Below are 17,785 nucleotides of genomic sequence, written 5' to 3' on the forward strand. Positions count from 1 at the left end.
AGCCCCGTCGCCGCGGACCTTCGGCCTCCGGCGACGCCCGCCCGGCGCGGCCAGAGTGATGGGTGTCGGACGGACAACGACCGGACCACCCCCGAATCCCCGAATCCCCGAATCCCCGAATTCCTGAAAGGACCATCACCATGGCCGTGCACGAGCATCCTCGCCGGAGCCCGGGGTTCCACCTGCCGACGTTCCGTGGGAACCGGACCGCCGCCACCTCCGGGTCCGCCGTGTCGGCTCGTACCGACACGCACACGGCCCGGGCCTACGCCTTCGCGTCCCTGCGACTGCTCACGGGGTTCGCCTTCCTGTGGGCGTTCCTCGACAAGACCTTCGGCTTCGGCTACGCCACCCCCTCCGGCAAGGGCTGGATCGACGGCGGCTCGCCGACCATGGGCTTCCTCAGCGGCGTCGCCGCCGGACCGATGGAGTCCACCTTCCACTCCTGGGCCGGTGCCACCTGGGCGAACTGGCTCTTCATGGCCGGTCTGCTCGGCATCGGACTGGCCTTGATCGGCGGGTTCGCACTACGGCTCGCGGCCGTCGCGGGCACCGCGATGATGGCGCTGATGTGGGTCGCCGAGTGGCCGCCCGCCAAGCTCCTCTCCGACGGGTCGCCGAGCATGTCCAGCAACCCGTTCGTCGACTACCACCTCATCTACGCCGTCGTCCTGATCGCGCTCGCCCTGGCCTCCGCCGGTGACACCTGGGGCATCGGCAAGCTCTGGGCCAGGCTGCCGTTCGTCCGCACCAACGGCTGGCTGCGCTGACTTCGGGGACCTGGCGGGACGCGGCGATATCCGTCATGGGCTCGCCGCGTCCCGCCGGCCCGATGGGGCCGATCGGCCCCTGTTGAGGACCTACGGCCCCTGCACCACGAACTCGTCCGACACCACGCTGGAATCGCATCGTCCGACTCCGACCTCGACCTCGACTCCGACTTCGACCCCGATCCCGATCCCGAAGGTGGAGATCATGCCCAGCACCGTCATCGTGGGACTCGACGGCTCGCCCGAAAGCCATGCCGCGGCCGAATGGGCGGCCCGGGAGGCCAGGCTGCGCGGACTTCCCCTGAAGCTCGTCAACGTCTGGGAGCCCGCTCCGACGCCCGTGGCGCAGGCGCCACTCCTCCGCGCCGAGACCCAGCAGCACTGGAGCGAACAGATACCCCGTGAGGCCGCCGAGGGCCTGCGCCTGCGGCACCCCGGTGTCGAGATCACCGCCGAGCAGGTCTACGGCCGGCCGGGCGAGATCCTGACGCATCTGGCCGAGGACGCCGCGCTGCTCGTCCTGGGCTCGCGCGGCATGAGCGGGATCGGCGGGTTCCTGGTGGGCTCGGTCGGCCTCACCGTCGTGGCGCACGCCGAGCGGCCCGTGGTGCTGGTCCGTGCCGGGGAACAGGCCGCCGACGAGCACGTGATGGATCCGTCCGGCATCCCGTCCGCCGCGACGCCCTTCCGGCCCGTTGTGCTCGGCCTGGACCCCGACAGCCCGGACGACTCGGTGCTCGCCTTCGCCTTCGAGGAGGCGGCCCGTCGTGCCACCGCCCTGAGGGTCGTGCACGGCTGGAACCTTCCGCCGTACTACGCCTACGGACTGTCCGCCGACCTCGGCCTGCACGAGGAGATCGTCCGGCAGCAGACCGCCCGGCTCACCGAGACACTGCACCCGTGGCGACAGAAGTACGCGGATGTGGAGGTCGTCGAGGAGTCCCGCTCGGGCAGCCCGGCCAACCAGCTGGTCGACGCCTCCCACGAGGCCCCCCTGGTCGTCGTGGGACGCCGCGTCCGCCGCAGCCCGCTCGGTGCCCACATCGGCTCGGTGACACACGCCGTGCTGCATCACGCCACCGCTCCTGTCGCCGTCGTCGCGCACGGCTGACGCATTCCGAGGAGAACGAGAACCATGAAGGCAGCGGTCGTACGCGCATTCGGCGAGCCCCTGGTCATCGAGGAGCGCCCCGATCCCGAGCCCGGCCCCGGCCAGGTCCGCGTCCGGGTCGAGGCCTCCGGGCTCTGCCACACCGACATCCACGCCGCCCACGGCGACTGGCCCGTCAGGCCGAACCCGCCCTTCGTCCCCGGCCACGAGGGCGTCGGTCTCGTCGAGGCCCTCGGTGACGGCGTCACCCATCTGGCCCTCGGGCAGCGGGTCGCCGTGCCCTGGCTCGGCAAGACCTGCGGACGGTGCGAGCACTGCCTGTCCGGCTGGGAGACGCTGTGTGAGCAGCAGATCAACACCGGATACGGATGCGATGGCGCGTACGCCGAGAAGATGCTCGCCTGGGCCGACTTCGCGCAGCCGGTGCCCGACGGGATCTCCGCTCTCGACGCCGCCCCGCTCACCTGCGCCGGCGTCACCACGTACAAGGCCCTCAAGGTCGCCGATGTCCGGCCCGCTCAGCTCGTCGCCATCTCCGGTGTCGGAGGACTGGGCCATCTGGCGGTGCAGTACGCGAAGATCGCCGGAGCGACCGTGGCGGCCATCGACGTCACCGACGAGAAGCTCGAACTCGCCGCGGAACTCGGCGCCGACATCATGATCGACGCCCGCGAGCACGACCCCGGCGAGGTGCTCAAGCGGCACGGAGGCGCGCACGCCGCCATCGCGCTCGCCGTGAACGAGGCGGCCTTCTCCGCGGCCTATTCAGGGCTGCGGCGCGGTGGAAAGCTCGTCATGGTCGCACTTCCGGCGCACGGCACGATCCAGGTCCCGATCTTCGACACCGTCCTGGGTGGCATCTCCGTGATCGGCTCCATCGTCGGCACCCGGCAGGACCTGACCGAGGTGTTCCGGCTGCACGCGGCGGGCCGGACCAGGGTGATCCAGGAGACCCGGCCCCTCGCGAGCGTCAACGAGTCGATCGACGAGGTGCTGCGCGGCCAGATCAAGGCAAGGATCGTCTTCGACCTCGGTGAAGGAAGGTGAGGACGGTGGAGCTTCCCCTGGTCGTCGGTGTCGACGGCTCCGAACCCGGCATGCGTGCCGTGGACTGGGCGGCGGACGAGGCCGCCCTGCGCGGCGTACCGCTGCGGCTGGTGTACGCCTCACTGTGGGAACGCTACGAGGGCGCCGCGCTCGCCGAGGGTCTCGGCAGGTCCTCGGAGCAAGTGCTGGCCGACAACATCGTCGAGGCCGCCGCGAAGCGTGCGCACCGCCGCGAGGTGGACCTGAAGATCTCCACCGAGGTGCTGCCCGAGGAGCCGGTGCCGGCACTGCTGCGGGAGGGGCGAAACGCCTCCGCGCTGGTCCTGGGGACCCGAGGCCGCAGCGGCATCGCCGAACTCCTCCTCGGCAGTGTCAGCCTCGCCGTGGCCGCCCGCGCCGACTGCCCGGTGATCGTGCTGCGCGGCGGCCACGACCATCAGGTGACGTCCAGGATGCGCAGGCGCATCGTGCTCGGAGTCGGTGAGGAGCCGGAGAAATCGGCCGCCGTGCGGTTCGCGTTCGAGGAGGCGCGGGAACGCCGGGTACCGCTGGAGGCGGTACGTGCCTGGCGCTGCCCCGCGCACCAGACCGCCGACCACCCGCTGCTGTCCGGTGAACCCGCCCACCTGTACGAGCAGCAGGCCACGGAAACCCTGGAAGCGGCACTGCGTGATGCCCCGGCGGGGGTGGAACTGCACCGGCGCATCGTCGAGGGCCCGGCCCGCACGGTGCTCCTCGACGCCTCGGCCGAGGCCGACCTGCTCGTCGTCGGAGCCCAGCGGCGCCACGGCCACTTCGGGCTCCAGCTCGGCCGTGTCGCCCACGCGGTCCTGCACCACTCCGCCTGCCCCGTCGCCGTAGTCCCCCAACAGGGATGACCGGCTCAGAGGCTCGCCGCGTGATCGGGAACGTACGTCTGCAGATCGCGCGGCGGGCGCTGGTAGCCGGTCGAGGGCGGCCGGGGCGGCAGCTCCAGCACCGGCGGCGGCACCTCGTGGTACGGCACGGAACTCAGCAGATGGGCGATCATGTTCAGACGGGCCCGGCGCTTGTCGTCGCTCTCCACGACGAACCACGGGGCCTCCGAGATGTCCGTGTGCACGAGCATCTCGTCCTTCGCCCGGGAGTACGCCTCCCAGCGGGTGATCGACTCCAGGTCCATCGGGGAGAGCTTCCAGCGCCGCGTCGGGTCCTTGAGCCGCTGCCGGAACCGCTTCTGCTGCTCCGTGTCGCTCACCGAGAACCAGTACTTGCGCAGCAGGATCCCTTCCTCCACCAGCATCCGCTCGAAGATCGGGCATTGGCGGAGGAAGAGCTGGTACTCCTCCTTGGTGCAGAAGCCCATGACGTGCTCGACACCGGCGCGGTTGTACCAGCTGCGGTCGAGCAGCACGATCTCCCCGGCCGCGGGCAGATGCTCGACGTACCGCTGGAAGTACCACTGGGTGCGCTCGCGCTCGGTCGGCTTGGGCAGCGCCACGGTCCGCGCGACGCGCGGGTTGAGGTGCTCCGAGGCCCGTTTGATCGTGCCGCCCTTGCCCGCCGCGTCGCGTCCCTCGAAGACCACCACGAGCCGGGTGCCCTCGGCCCGCACCCACTCCTGGAGCTTCACCAGCTCCGTCTGCAGACGCAGCAGCTCCTGCTCGTACGCCGCGCGCGGCACCTTCGCCGTCTTCTTGCCGGCCATGCCGCCTCCTCCGCTCGATGACGTCCTTCGATGACACTACGGAGTCACCATGACCAACGTCGAACACCAGGACAGCACCGTACTGACCGACGAGGAACTGCGCACCCTGGACGCCCACTGGCGGGCCGCCAACTACCTTGCCGTGGGCCAGATCTACCTGCTGGCAAATCCGCTGCTCACCGAGCCGCTGACCCCCGAGCACATCAAACCCCGGCTGCTCGGCCACTGGGGGACCTCGCCCGGCCTCAACCTCGTGCACACGCACCTCAACCGGGTGATCAAGGCCCGTGGTCTCGACGCCCTGTGCGTCTGGGGTCCCGGCCACGGCGGTCCCGCCGTCCTCGCCAATTCCTGGCTGGAGGGCAGCTACAGCGAGACCTATCCGGACGTCTCGCGCGACGCGGCGGGCATGGACCGGCTGTTCCGGCAGTTCTCCTTCCCCGGCGGCGTGCCCAGCCATGTGGCCCCCGAGACACCGGGCTCGATCCACGAGGGCGGCGAGCTGGGCTACTCCCTCGCCCACGCGTACGGGGCCGCCTTCGACAACCCCGATCTGCTGGTCGCCTGCGTGATCGGTGACGGCGAGGCGGAGACCGGGCCACTGGCCGCGTCCTGGCACTCCAACAAGTTCCTGGACCCGGTGCACGACGGCGCGGTCCTGCCGATCCTGCACCTCAACGGCTACAAGATCGCCAACCCGACCGTGCTGTCCCGGATTCCCGAGCACGAACTCGACGACCTGCTGCGGGGATACGGACACGAGCCGATCCATGTCACCAGTGACGACCCGCGCGAGATCCACCGCGCCATGGCCGGCGCCTTCGACCACGCCCTCGACCGCATCGCGCTGATGCAGAGCACGGCTCGTGAGGACGGCGTGTCGGAGCGGGTCCGCTGGCCCATGATCGTGCTGCGCACCCCGAAGGGCTGGACAGGCCCGGGCGAGGTCGACGGGCAGCCGGTCGAGGGAACATGGCGTGCGCACCAGGTCCCGCTGTCCGGCGTACGCGAAAACCCCGACCACCTGCGGCAGTTGGAGACGTGGCTGCGCTCGTACCGGCCCGAGGAGCTCTTCGACACCGACGGCCGGCCCACCGCGGACGTCCTCGCCTGTATCCCCGCCGGGGCCCGTCGGCTGGGCGCCACCCCGCACGCCAACGGCGGTCTTCTCGTACGCGACCTGCCCGTCCCGTCGCTCGACCGGTTCGCCGTCCCCGTCGACAAGCCGGGCGTCACCTCGCACGAGCCCACCCGGGTCCTCGGCGACTTCCTCGAACAGATCATGAACGACACATCGGGCCGTCGCGACTTCCGGCTCGTAGGCCCCGACGAGACCGCCTCCAACCGGCTGGACGCCGTCTTCAACGCCAGCGGCAAGGCCTGGCAGGCACAGATGCTCCAGGTGGACGAACACCTGGACCGGCACGGCCGGGTCATGGAGATCCTCTCCGAACACCTCTGCCAGGGCTGGCTGGAGGGCTATCTCCTCACCGGACGGCACGGCCTGTTCTCCTGCTACGAGGCGTTCGTGCACATCGTCGACTCGATGGTCAACCAGCACATCAAGTGGCTCAAGACATCGAGGGGGTTGCCGTGGCGGGCCCCGATCGCCTCGCTCAACTACCTCCTCACGTCGCACGTGTGGCGTCAGGACCACAACGGTTTCTCGCACCAGGACCCCGGCTTCGTCGATCACGTCCTGAACAAGAGCCCCGAGGTCGTACGGGTCTATCTGCCGCCGGACGCCAACACCCTGCTCTCCGTGGCCGATCACGTCCTGCGCAGCCGTGACTACGTGAACGTGATCGTCGCGGGCAAGCAGCCCTGCTTCGACTGGCTCTCCATGGACCAGGCCCGCGTGCACTGCGCACGGGGAGCGGGCATCTGGGAGTGGGCGGGCTCGGCCGACGGAGACCGCGAGCCCGATGTCGTGCTCGCCTGCGCGGGTGATGTCCCCACCCAGGAGATCCTGGCCGCCTCCGATCTGCTGCGGCGTCATCTGCCCGAGCTGGCCGTCCGGGTCGTCAACGTCGTCGACATGGCCCGGCTGCTGCCGCGTGAGGAACACCCGCACGGGATGGGCGACTTCGAGTACGACGGCCTGTTCACCACCGACAAGCCGGTGATCTTCGCCTACCACGGCTATCCCTGGCTGATCCACCGCCTCGCCTACCGCCGCACCGGCCACGCCAACCTCCATGTCCGCGGCTACAAGGAGATGGGCACCACCACGACCCCGTTCGACATGGTCGTCCGCAACGACCTGGACCGCTACCGCCTGGTCATGGACGTCATCGACCGCGTCCCCGGCCTCGGCGTCCGTGCCGCCGCCGTACGCCAGCGGATGGCGGATGCCCGCACCCGCCACCACGCCTGGATCCGCGAACACGGCACGGACCTGCCCGAGGTCGCCGACTGGACCTGGACCGGCTGACCCCCCGTCACATCCCTTCCATGGCAGAGGAGTTCATCGCCCGGCCGACAGACCTTCCGCGGCCGTGAGTGCACCCAGCGCGCTGGCCTGGGTGCGCCAGTCCGACGGGTTGGGGCTCGTGCCGGCCCAGCGCTGGCCCAGGCGGTTGAGGCGGTCCCGGTCGGTGCTCCAGATCGAGTCGGCCTGCTTCGTCACGTAGGCCCGGTAGGTGGCGGACCCGGTGGCGTCCGCCAGGTCGGCGAAGTGCCGCATGAAGATGCCCTTGAACTGTTTCTGGTTGTCGTCGCAGGAACCCGTGCCGACGTCGCAGGACTCGGTCAGCACGCCGCCGCGGGTCAGCGCCGACGAGGACATCGCGGCGTCGGCCAGCCGCTTCGCCGTGTCCAGGTACCTGCTGTTCCCGGTGGACCGCCACAGCTGGGTGAAGCCGCCGATGGCGAGGCCCTGGTTGTAACTCCACACGGTCTGGCCGTTGTTGCCGCAGCTCCCGTTCAGCCCGTCGTTGACCAGGCCGGAGGAGTTGATCAGCCCGCTGCCCAGGTACCAGTTGGCGGCCGTGGTCGCCCGCGAGCCCCACACGGTGTCACCGGAGATCCGCTGGTGCAGCGAGGTGGTCAGCCACAGGTACTGCCCGTTGGTCACGGCGTTCTTGTACGTGCGCTCCCGGTCCCACCACACCCCGCCGCCGCAGGTGCCCGGATCCCAGTACTGGTGCACGTAGTTGGCGATCGTCACGGCCTCGTCCAGGTAGCGCCTCTCGCCCGTGTAGTCGTACGCCGCCAGCCAGGCGATGGCCCACCAGCCCGCGTCGTCGATCGCACGGCTGATGAAGTGCCCCTCGATCGGGTCCGAACTGCGCACGCCCGCGGGGAAGACACCCCGGTTCTGCTCGAAGGTACGGGCGATCGCCCAGTCGTAGTCGTGCCGCCCGGTGCGTTCGGCGAAGTCGATGACCGAGGTGATGGCGACGGCCGAGTTCCACCAACTGCTGCGCCACCAGCCCTCGTTGGTCTGGTACGACGCCATCAGCGCGTCCGCCCCCGCACGTGCCCGGGTCGGTGCCGGCCTGGCCCAGGCGGTGCAACTGCCTTCCTGGTGGGAGGCCTCACGGCCGCAGGCGCGGACGGCCCCGCCGTACAGCAGGCCCCGTGGGTCCCGGGTGGCGAACATGGCGGTGCGGGTCGAGGACGCTCCTGACGGCACACTCGTACGGCCGAGGGAAGCGCCCTCGGGCCAGCTCGCGCCGGCGTCCCAGGAGCGGTCGAGCCAGATCTCGTCGCCCGCGCCGCCGCTTGCGACGACGCCCCAGGCCGTGCCGTTGCGCTGGTCGACATGGAGGCTGATGGTGCGCCCGAAGAGGGTGGTCGACGGTACGGGGGTGTCGTCGCCGGACGCGGTGGCGGGGTCGGCGCCGTCGCAGAACGAGCCGTCGCACACCTTCGGATACGCCCAGTCGGTGCAGGTGACACCGCCCGCGTCACCGCAGGCGCGGATCCAGCCGCGCCGGTGTCCCAGCGGGTCGGTGATGTTGTACATCAGCGTGCGGGTGCCGGTCCAGGTGCCGGGGATGCTCGCCTTGCCGAGCACGCCTTCCCAGGTGGCGCCCCGGTCCCAGGACCGGTCCAGCCAGACCGACTCGCCCGTCGTGCCGTTGTCGATGCTCGCCCAGGCCATGTTGTCCAGGTCGGAGACGTGCAGCCGGACGATCCGGCCGTTGATGGTCTTGCTCGGCACCGGGAAGGTGTCTTGTTGTGCCTTCGAGGGGTCCAGGGTGTCGCACGCCAGGGCACACACAGGCGTGGCGGCATGGGCGGCTGGAGCGGGGAGGGCGACGAGGCCGGTCAGGGCCAGGAGCAGCGCCAGGAACAGGGTCAGGGGTCCGCCGAGGACCGGGTGGGGCCGCGCCGACATGACGTACCGCCAATCCGTGGGGGGCTGTGCGCGGAAGGGAGGGGTGGCCGCCCGTGGAGGGCGGCCACCTTGAAACGCCTGCTTTTCGTGAGCGGTCGTGCTCAGGGAGCCCAGGGTGCCGAGATCGACCAGGTGGTGTCCGGGACGAAGCTCGCCGGGTTGTCCCAGGTGTGCGTGCCGCCCTGCTGGGCCAGCCAGAGCTCGGCGTTGATGTGCCGCAGGTACTGGCGGGGGAAGCCCGACGCCGACAGCCGGACGCCGCCGCTGCCCTGCACCGGGCACCAGGTCGCGTCCTCCTTGTAGAGCGTGGAGTTGTCGTTCGCGTCGCGACGGACGCGGAACTCGCGGTGGCGCAGGTACTCGCCGGGGTAGTTGCGGGATTCGAAGGAGTAGCAGAGCCGGTTGGCGAGCCCCGGCTTCACCTTCCAGGTGGCGTCCTCCTTCAACAGGGCCGTACTGCCCGAGTTCACCACCTCGGTGAAGCCGAGCCCGTCCTGGTGACGGAGGTAGCGGTCGGTGTATCCCGGAGTGGTGACCCGGATCGACACGTACTGCTCCACCGGCAGCTTCACCGTCGGTCCGACCGTGCGGGACGCCGTGATGAGCGCCTGGTTGGCCGCCCGGACGCGGGCTTCGTCGACCTTGACGATCTGACGGTCGTAGGTCAGCAGGCCGTTGGCCTCGTTCTCCACGTCCGTGATCTGGGTGTAGACGGCCGCCGACAGGCCGCCCGCGGGCATCGAGTTCTCCCGGATGCCGTCGAGCAGCCCGACGAGCCGGTCGTTGAGGGCGGACAGGCTCGGCTGGTCCTCGTAGCTGAACCCGCCGCCCGGATACCACTCGTGACCGGTGACCCGGATGCCGAGACCGCCGTATTCGCCCAGCACGGAGGCGCGTACGGGCTCCGTCGGCGTGTTGCCGGGACCGACGTAGTTGTGGTTGTCGACCACGTCACCGTTGCCGCCGTCCTGGGAACCGCAGCAGTTGACGCCGCTCATGTTGTCGACGAGGCGCGAGGGGTCGTACGACTTGACCATGTCCGCGATACGGGCCTGGTCGTACTGGCCCCAGCCCTCGTTCTGGTTGACCCACAGGACCAGCGAGGGCGAGCTGCGGTGCTCGTCGATGACGGCGCGGTACTCGTTCTCCCACTGGGTGCGGGCCGCGGCGGACGGGCTCTTCCCGCTGTCCATGGCAGGCATGTCCTGCCACACCAGCAGCCCCAGGCGGTCCGCCCAGTAGAACCACCGCTGCGGCTCGACCTTGATGTGCTTGCGGACCATGTTGAAGCCCAGGTCCTTGTGCTTCTGCAGGTCGTACCTGAGGGCCGCGTCGGTCGGAGCGGTGTGCAGGCCGTCCGGCCAGTAGCCCTGGTCCAGGGTGCCGCTCTGGAAGACGAACGACCCGTTGAGGACGGGGCGTTGGACACCGTTCACGTTCTGCACCGCGATCGACCGCATGCCCGCGTACGAGCCGACCCGGTCGGCGCCCGCACTGCCGGAGAGCTCGGCCGTGACGTCGTACAGGAACGGGTCCTCCGGCGTCCACAGGCGGGCGTTCGGCACCGGTACGGAGAACTGCTGGCCGACCGTCCCAGTGGCGGTGCCGACCTGCGTGCCGCCGTTGGAGACGGTGACCCTGGCGCTCGCCCCGTCGGCCCCGGCCGCACGCACCGTCACCCGCAGCGTGTTGTCCTGGAGGTTCGGGACCATGTCGAGCCGGGTGACGCGCGCGGCGGCGGTCGGCTCCAGCCAGACCGTCTGCCAGATCCCGGACGTGGCGGTGTAGAAGATGCTGCGCCCGGCGTGCGGGGTGACGTCCTGGATGCGCTGCTTGCCGACGGCCTGGCCGCCGGTCTGCGTGGCGTCGTACGCGGACACGACGATCGTGTTGGTGGCACCGCCGTTCAGCAGCGGCGTGATGTCGTACGAGAACGAGTCGTAACCCCCTCGGTGGACGGCCCCGGCCTGCTGCCCGTTGACCCAGACCGTGGTCTCCCAGTCGGAGGCACCGAAGTTGAGCTGGACGCGTCGGCCGCTCCAGCCGGACGGGACGGTGAAGGTGCGCTTGTACCAGAGCTTGTCGTTCTCGGTGATCTTCCGCTGGATGCCCGAGAGCGCGGACTCCGGTGCGAACGGCACCCGGATCTGCTCGCCGAACGACGACGGCTGACCGGCGTCGCGAGACGTGACGGCGAAGTCCCAGATGCCGTTGAGATTGGCCCAGTCGGGGCGGGTGAGCTGCGGTCGCGGATACTCCGGCAGCGGGTTGTCGACCGGGACCTGGTCGGTCCACGGCGTCGTCATCGGTGCGGGCTTGGGGGTCCAGGCCGCCGCGGCGGCGCCGGCGGGGGCCGTGCCGGAGGCGAGGAGGCCGGTGACGGCGAGTGCCAGCACCGCGGCGGCGGTCGTGACGCGCCGCCAGGTCGGTATGGGTCTCAGCACGGTGATCGCTCCAGGGTCTCGGTGGCGCACGGAGGAACGCCGCCCGCAGGACGGTGGAACTTGTTCAACACGGGAGAACTCGCTGCACGGATACCACAGCATTCACCCGGCCAATTGTCCAGACCAAAGGCAGACAACGTTGTCGGACGTTCGATGAACTCCCGCTTCATGGCGCCGCGTTGAGCAGGTCGAGGGCGCTCTGCTGCCGCGCCGCGTCCAGCTTGTCGACCGGGCCGAACCAGCGCAGTCCGTACTGGTCGAGGGCGTTCCGGTCGCTCGTATGGGCACGGTCCGCCTGGCGTTGGAGGTAGCCGGTGTACGGATGGTCCGGCAGCGCGGAGTTGAGCTTGCCCAGACCGCGCACGTGCGCGCCCTTGAAGGACGGCCCGTCGCCGCCGCAGTCGCCGCCCTCGCACGGGTCGCGCAGGATGCCGTCGGCGGTGTGGAGCGAGGAGGTCGTGGTCGCCGCGTCGGCGATCTGCCGTGCGCGGGTGAGGAGTTGGCCGTCGCCGGTCGCCCTGTTGAGCTCGGTGAGGGCGCCGAGCAGGACACCCTGGTTGTACGACCAGACGGCCTGGCCGTTGTTGCGGCAGGTGGACAGGTCGACCCCGTCGTTGACCAGGTTCGAGCCGTTGATCATGCCGGTGCCCTGGAACCAGGACCAGCCGGCCCGGGCCCGGTTCACGTACGTCGTGTCACCCGGGATGCGGTTGTGCAGGGCGGCACTGAGCTGGATGTAGAGAGAGTTGGCGATGGCGTTCTTGTACGTCTTCGCCGTGCTCCACCACACTCCGCCGCCGCAGGTGCCGTCCCAGTACGCGGCCATGTGGTCGGCGTCGGCGCGGGCGGTGTCCAGATAGCGGCGGTCGCCCGTCAGATCGTACGCGGCGACCCAGGCGAGTCCCCACCAGCCGGTGTCGTCGATGTACTCGTTGCGGAACTGCCCGTCCTTCGCGTTCAGGTTCAGGTCGTACGTGCGGGAGATCGCGTACGAGTAACTGCTCATGCCCGTCACCCGGATGTTGTCGACGAGGGCGTTGAGGGCGTTGGCCGAGTTCCACCAGCCGGTGGTGTCGAACAGGCCGGTTCCGTAGTTGTAGAAGGTCATCAGCCCGGTGGCCGCCGCGGTGCGCCGGTTGCCGGCGTTCCATGTGGTGCGGGCCCACGGGGTGCACGCGATCTCGGTGCGGTCCCCGGCCTTGCCACAGGCGCGCAGGGCGCCGACACCGCGGTTGTTCCAGTCGTCCACGTTGTACATGAGCGTGCGCCAGCCGCGTTGACCTGCCGGGACGGTCGTGTCACCGAGCTTGCTGCCCGAACTCCAGGTGCGCCCGCCGTCGAAGGAGCGGTCGAGCCAGACCTCGTCACCCGGGTTGCCGTTGCCGATGGACGCCCAGCCCATCGCGTCGGTGTCGTCGAAGTGGAGGGCGATCGACCGCCCGTGGACCGCCGCGGTGACCGGTGTCCGGTCGCCGGGGGAGAGGGCGGGGTCGCGGGCGTCGCAGTACTTGTTGCAGATGGTCGCCGCCGCGGTGGACTCGGTGGCGGACGCCGACTGCGGGGCGAGGCCCGCGAGCAGGGCCAGGGCGAGGGCTGTCGCCGTCCGTCTGGGGATTCGGAGTCTTGGAAGGAGAGTCATGGGGCCTCTCTGTCAGGGCAACGCCCCTGGTCCTTGCCGTGGGACCGGTCTCGTTCCTTCGCGGAGGACACCGGTGCGAGCGAGGTCTGGGGCTCGGGAAACGAACATGAGAGCGCTCTCGGAAGGTAGTGAGGGGGAGAGGGAGCGTCAACGGTGCGGACGCACAAGGGAGTTGAACGTGAGGCAAGGAGGGGGCATCCGCAGCGGCGGACGGGAACCGTCGGGCAGGCCCTGACGGCCTCGTGCCCTGGCGGCCGTGGCGCGGCGCCCAGGTTCTTCTGTCAGCGGGGGCGAAGCCCGTCGAGCATCATCCGCAACAGCCGGGTCCGCCGGTCCGGGTCGGGCGGCAGCTGCCCGCCGACCCGGGCCATGGCGGCGGCCAGATGCCGTACGTCGTATGCGTCCATGTCCGCACGGAGTGTGCCGGCATCAAGGGAAAACCGGCAGGTGTCGCTCTCGTGAACCGGTGTGCGAGCGACGGCCTGGGCCAGGCCGTCGTACACGCTGCACTGCTCGATGAAGGCCTCCAGCCAGCGGCTTACCGCCTTCAGGGGGTCGTCCGTCTCGTCGAGCGGCTCGACGAGACGGTGCAGGTCGGCCAGGCCTCTCGGGATGGCTCTCCCTGACGGTCGTGTCCCGGTGTCAGACGGCGGCGATGCCCTCCATGCCGGACTCGCCGAAGGCGGGCAGGCCTTCGGCCGTCGTGACTTTGGTGAGGGCGCCGTTGGACTCGACGCGGAAGCCGTCGACGGTGCCGGAGACGGCGTTCTGGACGTAGACGAACTTCTCGTCCTCGGTCACGGCGAGATCGATCACGCCCTGCGAGTCGGCGGAGGGCGAGGTGGCGATGCCCACGTCGTTGGTCAGGGCAAGCTTGCCTCGCTTGTCCATGCGGTACCCGGTGACGGTGGAGTTTCCGGTGTTGCCGCCGTAGAAGAAGTTGCCCGCACGCTCCAGCCAGCACAGGGTCTCCTGGCCGTTGGCCAGGGGCTGCTGAAGGACCTTCAGTTTTCCGTCGCGCCGCACCGCGTACGTGGAGACGGTGGACTTCTCGGCCTCGGCGACCAGCATCCGCTTCCCGGTCCTGTCGAAGCTGATCGCGAAAGGCGCGCCGCCGGCCGACTTGTTGACGACCGGTTCGGCGACGGCCGGCAGGCCGTCGCGCTTCATGGGGAAGACCTCGACGGTGTTGTTGCCCTTGGTGGTGACCAGCAGACTGCGGCCGTCCGGGGCGAATTCGACCTCGCCCGGCGAGGTGTCGAAGCGCGGTATGTCCTCGTTGCTCAGGCCAAGGGAACGATAGGACCCTTTCAGCGGCTCCAGTCCCTTTCCGGTGATCCTGAACCCCTGGACGCTGCCCTCGCCGCCCGCGTTCATCACGTACGCGATCCTGCCGTGCACCGCGAGGCCGGCCGGGAACTCGCCGCCGGAGTCCACAACGCGCCGGTCCTTGAGTTGTTGCCCTTCGACGCGGAAGGAGGTCACCGTGCCGCTGCCCGCGTTGACGGCCAGCAGCATGCCTGAGGCGTCGTCGTAGACGAGCGAGCCCTGGGAGGCGAGCGAGTCGGTGGGCGCGTCGACCTGGTCACCGCCCTGGCCGCCGGTCCCGTAGGTCCCCGAGGGGCGCAGGCTGCCGTCGTCGCCCCGCGCGAACACATGGATGGTGTTGCCGTCCAGCTCGTTGCCCTGGACGAAGACTGCGTGGTCGGCCCCGGCGGCGCTCCCGGAGTACTGGCCGGCCGAGGCCAGGGACACAGCCACCGTGGCCGCCCCGGCGATGGCCAGGGCACCGCCGCCGATCACGATGCGCCGTGCCCTGGACTTCGCCCGGTGACCGTCATGCCTGTCGGCGGGCCGGTTCGTGCGACGGTGTGTCTCGCGGCTGGGGTGCATGGTCACGTCCCGTTCCTCTGTTTCTGCGGTGCGGTCCACGGCTGTGGACGGCACCAGAGTGGACAGTGGGAGCGGTGTGCCGATGCGGAACGGTGGCCGCGTCAGACTCTCGTAAGAGAGTCCGGGCCCGAGGACGGAAGCATCTTACGGAACCCTTACGCAGCCGTTTTGGATGACACCACGCGCCTACGCTCGCAGGCGTGTTGACCTTCCGACGTATTGCCCTCGTCACCGCCGCCCCACTTCTGCTGAGTGCGGCGGGCATCGCGCATCCTCATGGACTGTCCAGATCGACAGCCTCCGACTGGGCACACCTTCACATTGCGCTGTTGCCGGTCTTTCCGCTGCTCACTGTCGGTCTACTGGTCCCTCTGTGGCATCGGCCCCGGCTCTCCCTCGCGGGCTTCGCCACCGTGGTGGCCTGGGCGGGCGCCTTCGTCTACGCGGCCTTCTACACCGGCCTCGACGCGGTCGCCGGCATCGCGGCCGGAACGGCGGTCGAGCACGCCGGCGAGACGGGGAGCCTCGGACCGGTCAAGCGCCCGCTCTACGACACGGGTGAGGCGCTGGGGCAGGCCGGCGCCTACGCCCTCATAGGAGCCATCGCGGCCACGGCGGTCGTGCTGCTCCCGAAGCACGGCGTCCGAGTACTTCCTGGAACGGTGGTGCTCCTGGCGGCGGGCTGGTCCTTCGTCGACAGCCACATCTTCTGGCCACGCGGCGTTTGGACGATGCTCGGCTTCGCCCTGGGCTTCGCGCTGCTCGCCTGGGGGACAGCCGGGCGCGAACGCTTCGGCGAGACCGACATGCTTCCTCGCCACGCGGCGGGCGATCTTGGGACTGGAGGGTGACCTGCCTGCCGGGCCCGGCGCCGTCCGTCACCAACCCGTCAGCAGCAAGTGGTTGAGAAGCAGGGCGAGCACGGCTTGCGCCGCGAGCCAGGCGCGGGGACGGGTCAGGAACGCGCACGAGGCCAGTAGCCACATGGCGAACGGCAGCCAGATGCGCTCGGTCTCCGCCTTGCTCATCCCGGACAGGTCGGCGATGAGCAGAGCGGCGAATGCGGCGGCGACCAGCACGGCGAGGCGGAGTTCGGCGGAGGCGCCGGGCATGTCCGCCCAGGGCAGGACCCGTCGGCGCAGGGCAGAGCCGATCCGTGCGGAAGTACCGCGGCGGTCGGGTGTCCGCCCGCGCGGAGGAGCGTCGAGGGAAGAACGTGCCCTGAGTCGTTTCGGGGTCTCCAGCAGCGCGGCGCCGGTGCGGCGCAGGCCCGCCACCGTCGCCGGGCCCACGATCAGGACCGTGCAGGCGAGGTTGGCCCACACCCAGTAGCCGTAGGGCCGGATGCCGCCGGCTCCCTGGTAGTAGCGCTCGACGAGCAGCCGATACGCCTCCCACCAGTTGAAGCCCGTGAGGGTGAACAGGACGGGGACGACGGCGACTCCGGCGAGGGCGTAGGGCAGCGGGCGGATTCGTCGTGGGCCGAGCAGCAGGACGGCGCCCCCGATGAGGGCGAAGAGCGTGAGCCCGTAGGAGAGGTAGCAGGTGAGGCCGAAGAGGAGGCCGGCGGCGAAACCGGTGAGCCGTGGCCGGTGTCCGGTGACCGCGAGGGCCAGGAGCGCGATCGTCCAGGCGGCGACCGCCGCGAAGTAGCCGTCCGCGGACGTCCCCATCCATACCGCGGCCGGCGCCAACACCAGAAACGGCGCCGCCCGGCGCGCGAGCGCCTCGTCCGCGAGCGCCCGCACGGCGACCAGCACCGCCACGCACGCCGACGCACCGACGGTGATGCAGAAGGCTCCGGCCCAGCCCCCGCCGCCGAGTCCGACCCGGTCGAGCAGGACGAACGTGACCGTCGCCGCCGGAGGGTGACCCGCCACATGCGGGGGCCAGTGGTCGGGGGAGTGGAGCAGGATGTGGCCGGTGAAGTCCCGCAGCGTCGCGGGGATGTCCTGGAAGCGGTCGATGACCTGCAGGTACTCGTACTTGGTCGTGAGCCGGTCGGCGATACCGCGCCGCCAGCCGTCGATCAGCGCCAGTGACCACGTCCACGCCATGGCCGTACCCCAGGCGGCGCCCAGCAGCGCGCGCCACGGCAGCCGGGCGGCCACTCGCGGCCCGTACGCCACGACGCCGACCGCGACGACGAGTGCCGCGGGGGTGCCGGGGCCGACGTGGGGACCCCAGTTGGAGTACAAGGGAGGCCACCCCACGTGCAGGGTGCCGTGGTCCCGCTCGATCGCGGTGCCGACCAGCGCGGCGGCCACGACGAGCAGCGCGGCGGACGCGGTCGCGTACAGGTCTCGGAGAAGATCACGGGTCACGGGGGAACGCTAGGCCGCGGGGACCGCGCCGAGGCCGATGCGCGTGCGGATGTCAGCGTTTCGTCATGTGTTCAAGGCCCCTTTTCGCAGGTGCGGCGGCCTACGGTCGGCGCATGTCACGGTTGCACTCCCCGCCTCCCTTGCCCACGTCCCCCGGTTTCTGGCGCAGTTCCGTACGCGGTCCGTGGTTCACCTCGGTGCTCGGAATCGTCCTGCTCGGCGGTATCACCGCGCTGTTCGTGACGGGGCTGCTGTCGTACGCCGCGTACAACCCGGATCTGTCGCCGGTCAACGACAAGACCCCCGACAAGGGACTGCTCGGCTTCTACCTCTTTGCCTGGCCGACACATCCGCACTGGCTGTACCGGCTCACCCAGGGCATCCATGTCACGCTCGGCATCACGCTCGTCCCCGTTCTGCTGGCCAAGCTGTGGTTGGTCGTTCCGAAGCTGTTCGCGCTGCCGCCGGCCCGGTCGCTCACGCATGCCCTGGAACGGATCTCCCTGCTGCTGCTCGTCGGCGGCG

General features: G+C 70.2%; 13 protein-coding genes and 1 pseudogene. 7 read left to right on the top strand and 7 right to left on the bottom strand.

Annotated elements, in window-relative coordinates; all coding sequences use genetic code 11:
• The first annotated feature begins 140 nt into the window (after positions 1-140).
• The 4 genes from AOK17_RS22330 to AOK17_RS22345 all read left to right on the top strand — a co-directional run bounded on the left by AOK17_RS22330 (position 141) and on the right by AOK17_RS22345 (position 3,806).
• The gene (locus AOK17_RS22330; RefSeq protein ID WP_055614287.1) at positions 141-770 is read left to right on the top strand and encodes a DoxX family membrane protein; all 630 of its coding nucleotides are present in this window, start codon (positions 141-143) and stop codon (positions 768-770) included.
• Positions 771-975: 205 nt separating this feature from the next.
• Entirely contained in the window at positions 976-1,881 is a 906-nt protein-coding gene (locus AOK17_RS22335; RefSeq protein WP_055614288.1) for a universal stress protein, read from the top strand.
• Between the two features lie 24 nt (positions 1,882-1,905).
• Entirely contained in the window at positions 1,906-2,928 is a 1,023-nt protein-coding gene (gene adhP / locus AOK17_RS22340; RefSeq protein WP_055614289.1) for an alcohol dehydrogenase AdhP, read from the top strand.
• A gap of 5 nt (positions 2,929-2,933) precedes the next feature.
• Positions 2,934-3,806, top strand: a complete 873-nt coding sequence (locus AOK17_RS22345; RefSeq protein WP_063997274.1) for a universal stress protein — start codon at positions 2,934-2,936, stop codon at positions 3,804-3,806.
• 5 nt (positions 3,807-3,811) lie between these two features.
• Here AOK17_RS22345 and ppk2 read toward each other — a convergent pair whose 3' ends face one another.
• A complete protein-coding gene (ppk2, locus tag AOK17_RS22350; RefSeq protein WP_055614290.1) occupies positions 3,812-4,615 on the bottom strand; it encodes a polyphosphate kinase 2 in 804 nt (267 codons plus the stop codon).
• Positions 4,616-4,664: 49 nt separating this feature from the next.
• Between ppk2 and AOK17_RS22355 the strand changes: the two genes are divergently transcribed.
• Positions 4,665-7,049, top strand: a complete 2,385-nt coding sequence (locus tag AOK17_RS22355; RefSeq protein WP_055614291.1) for a phosphoketolase family protein — start codon at positions 4,665-4,667, stop codon at positions 7,047-7,049.
• 33 nt (positions 7,050-7,082) lie between these two features.
• Here the strand turns inward: AOK17_RS22355 and AOK17_RS22360 are convergent, their stop codons facing one another.
• The 5 genes from AOK17_RS22360 to AOK17_RS22380 form a co-directional block, all read right to left on the bottom strand.
• The gene (locus AOK17_RS22360) at positions 7,083-8,960 is read right to left on the bottom strand and encodes a glycoside hydrolase family 76 protein (protein WP_055614292.1); all 1,878 of its coding nucleotides are present in this window, start codon (positions 8,958-8,960) and stop codon (positions 7,083-7,085) included.
• A 101-nt stretch (positions 8,961-9,061) separates the two neighbouring features.
• Positions 9,062-11,356, bottom strand: a complete 2,295-nt coding sequence (locus AOK17_RS22365) for an AbfB domain-containing protein (RefSeq protein ID WP_425424627.1) — start codon at positions 11,354-11,356, stop codon at positions 9,062-9,064.
• A 214-nt stretch (positions 11,357-11,570) separates the two neighbouring features.
• Positions 11,571-13,043 (bottom strand): glycoside hydrolase family 76 protein, encoded by a 1,473-nt coding sequence (locus tag AOK17_RS22370; protein WP_055614293.1) that lies wholly within the window; start codon positions 13,041-13,043, stop codon positions 11,571-11,573.
• A 281-nt stretch (positions 13,044-13,324) separates the two neighbouring features.
• A complete protein-coding gene (locus AOK17_RS53775) occupies positions 13,325-13,546 on the bottom strand; it encodes an SbtR family transcriptional regulator (protein ID WP_055614294.1) in 222 nt (73 codons plus the stop codon).
• Positions 13,547-13,685: 139 nt separating this feature from the next.
• Positions 13,686-14,936: a lactonase family protein gene (locus tag AOK17_RS22380; RefSeq protein ID WP_079053210.1), complete on the bottom strand. Its 1,251-nt coding sequence runs from the start codon at positions 14,934-14,936 to the stop codon at positions 13,686-13,688.
• Positions 14,937-15,265: 329 nt separating this feature from the next.
• Between AOK17_RS22380 and AOK17_RS22385 the strand changes: the two genes are divergently transcribed.
• Positions 15,266-15,787 (top strand): hypothetical protein, encoded by a 522-nt coding sequence (locus tag AOK17_RS22385; RefSeq protein WP_063997275.1) that lies wholly within the window; start codon positions 15,266-15,268, stop codon positions 15,785-15,787.
• A gap of 27 nt (positions 15,788-15,814) precedes the next feature.
• Here AOK17_RS22385 and AOK17_RS22390 read toward each other — a convergent pair whose 3' ends face one another.
• Positions 15,815-17,260: a hypothetical protein gene (locus AOK17_RS22390; RefSeq protein WP_055614295.1), complete on the bottom strand. Its 1,446-nt coding sequence runs from the start codon at positions 17,258-17,260 to the stop codon at positions 15,815-15,817.
• A gap of 113 nt (positions 17,261-17,373) precedes the next feature.
• Between AOK17_RS22390 and AOK17_RS22395 the strand changes: the two are divergent.
• Positions 17,374-17,785 (top strand): annotated as a pseudogene (locus tag AOK17_RS22395) (molybdopterin-dependent oxidoreductase); the annotation flags it as partial.

It is taken from the genome of Streptomyces phaeochromogenes, from assembly GCF_001418655.1.
Taxonomy (GTDB): domain Bacteria; phylum Actinomycetota; class Actinomycetes; order Streptomycetales; family Streptomycetaceae; genus Streptomyces; species Streptomyces phaeochromogenes.

Bases quoted from the DNA above. Each gene is read 5' to 3' on its own strand.
- AOK17_RS22355 (WP_055614291.1), top strand. From the start codon at position 4,665: ATGACCAACGTCGAACACCAGGACAGCACCGTACTGACCGACGAGGAA.
- AOK17_RS22380 (WP_079053210.1), bottom strand. From the start codon at position 14,936: ATGCACCCCAGCCGCGAGACACACCGTCGCACGAACCGGCCCGCCGAC.
- ppk2 (WP_055614290.1), bottom strand. From the start codon at position 4,615: ATGGCCGGCAAGAAGACGGCGAAGGTGCCGCGCGCGGCGTACGAGCAG.
- AOK17_RS22360 (WP_055614292.1), bottom strand. From the start codon at position 8,960: ATGTCGGCGCGGCCCCACCCGGTCCTCGGCGGACCCCTGACCCTGTTC.
- AOK17_RS22370 (WP_055614293.1), bottom strand. From the start codon at position 13,043: ATGACTCTCCTTCCAAGACTCCGAATCCCCAGACGGACGGCGACAGCC.
- AOK17_RS22330 (WP_055614287.1), top strand. From the start codon at position 141: ATGGCCGTGCACGAGCATCCTCGCCGGAGCCCGGGGTTCCACCTGCCG.
- AOK17_RS22335 (WP_055614288.1), top strand. From the start codon at position 976: ATGCCCAGCACCGTCATCGTGGGACTCGACGGCTCGCCCGAAAGCCAT.
- adhP (WP_055614289.1), top strand. From the start codon at position 1,906: ATGAAGGCAGCGGTCGTACGCGCATTCGGCGAGCCCCTGGTCATCGAG.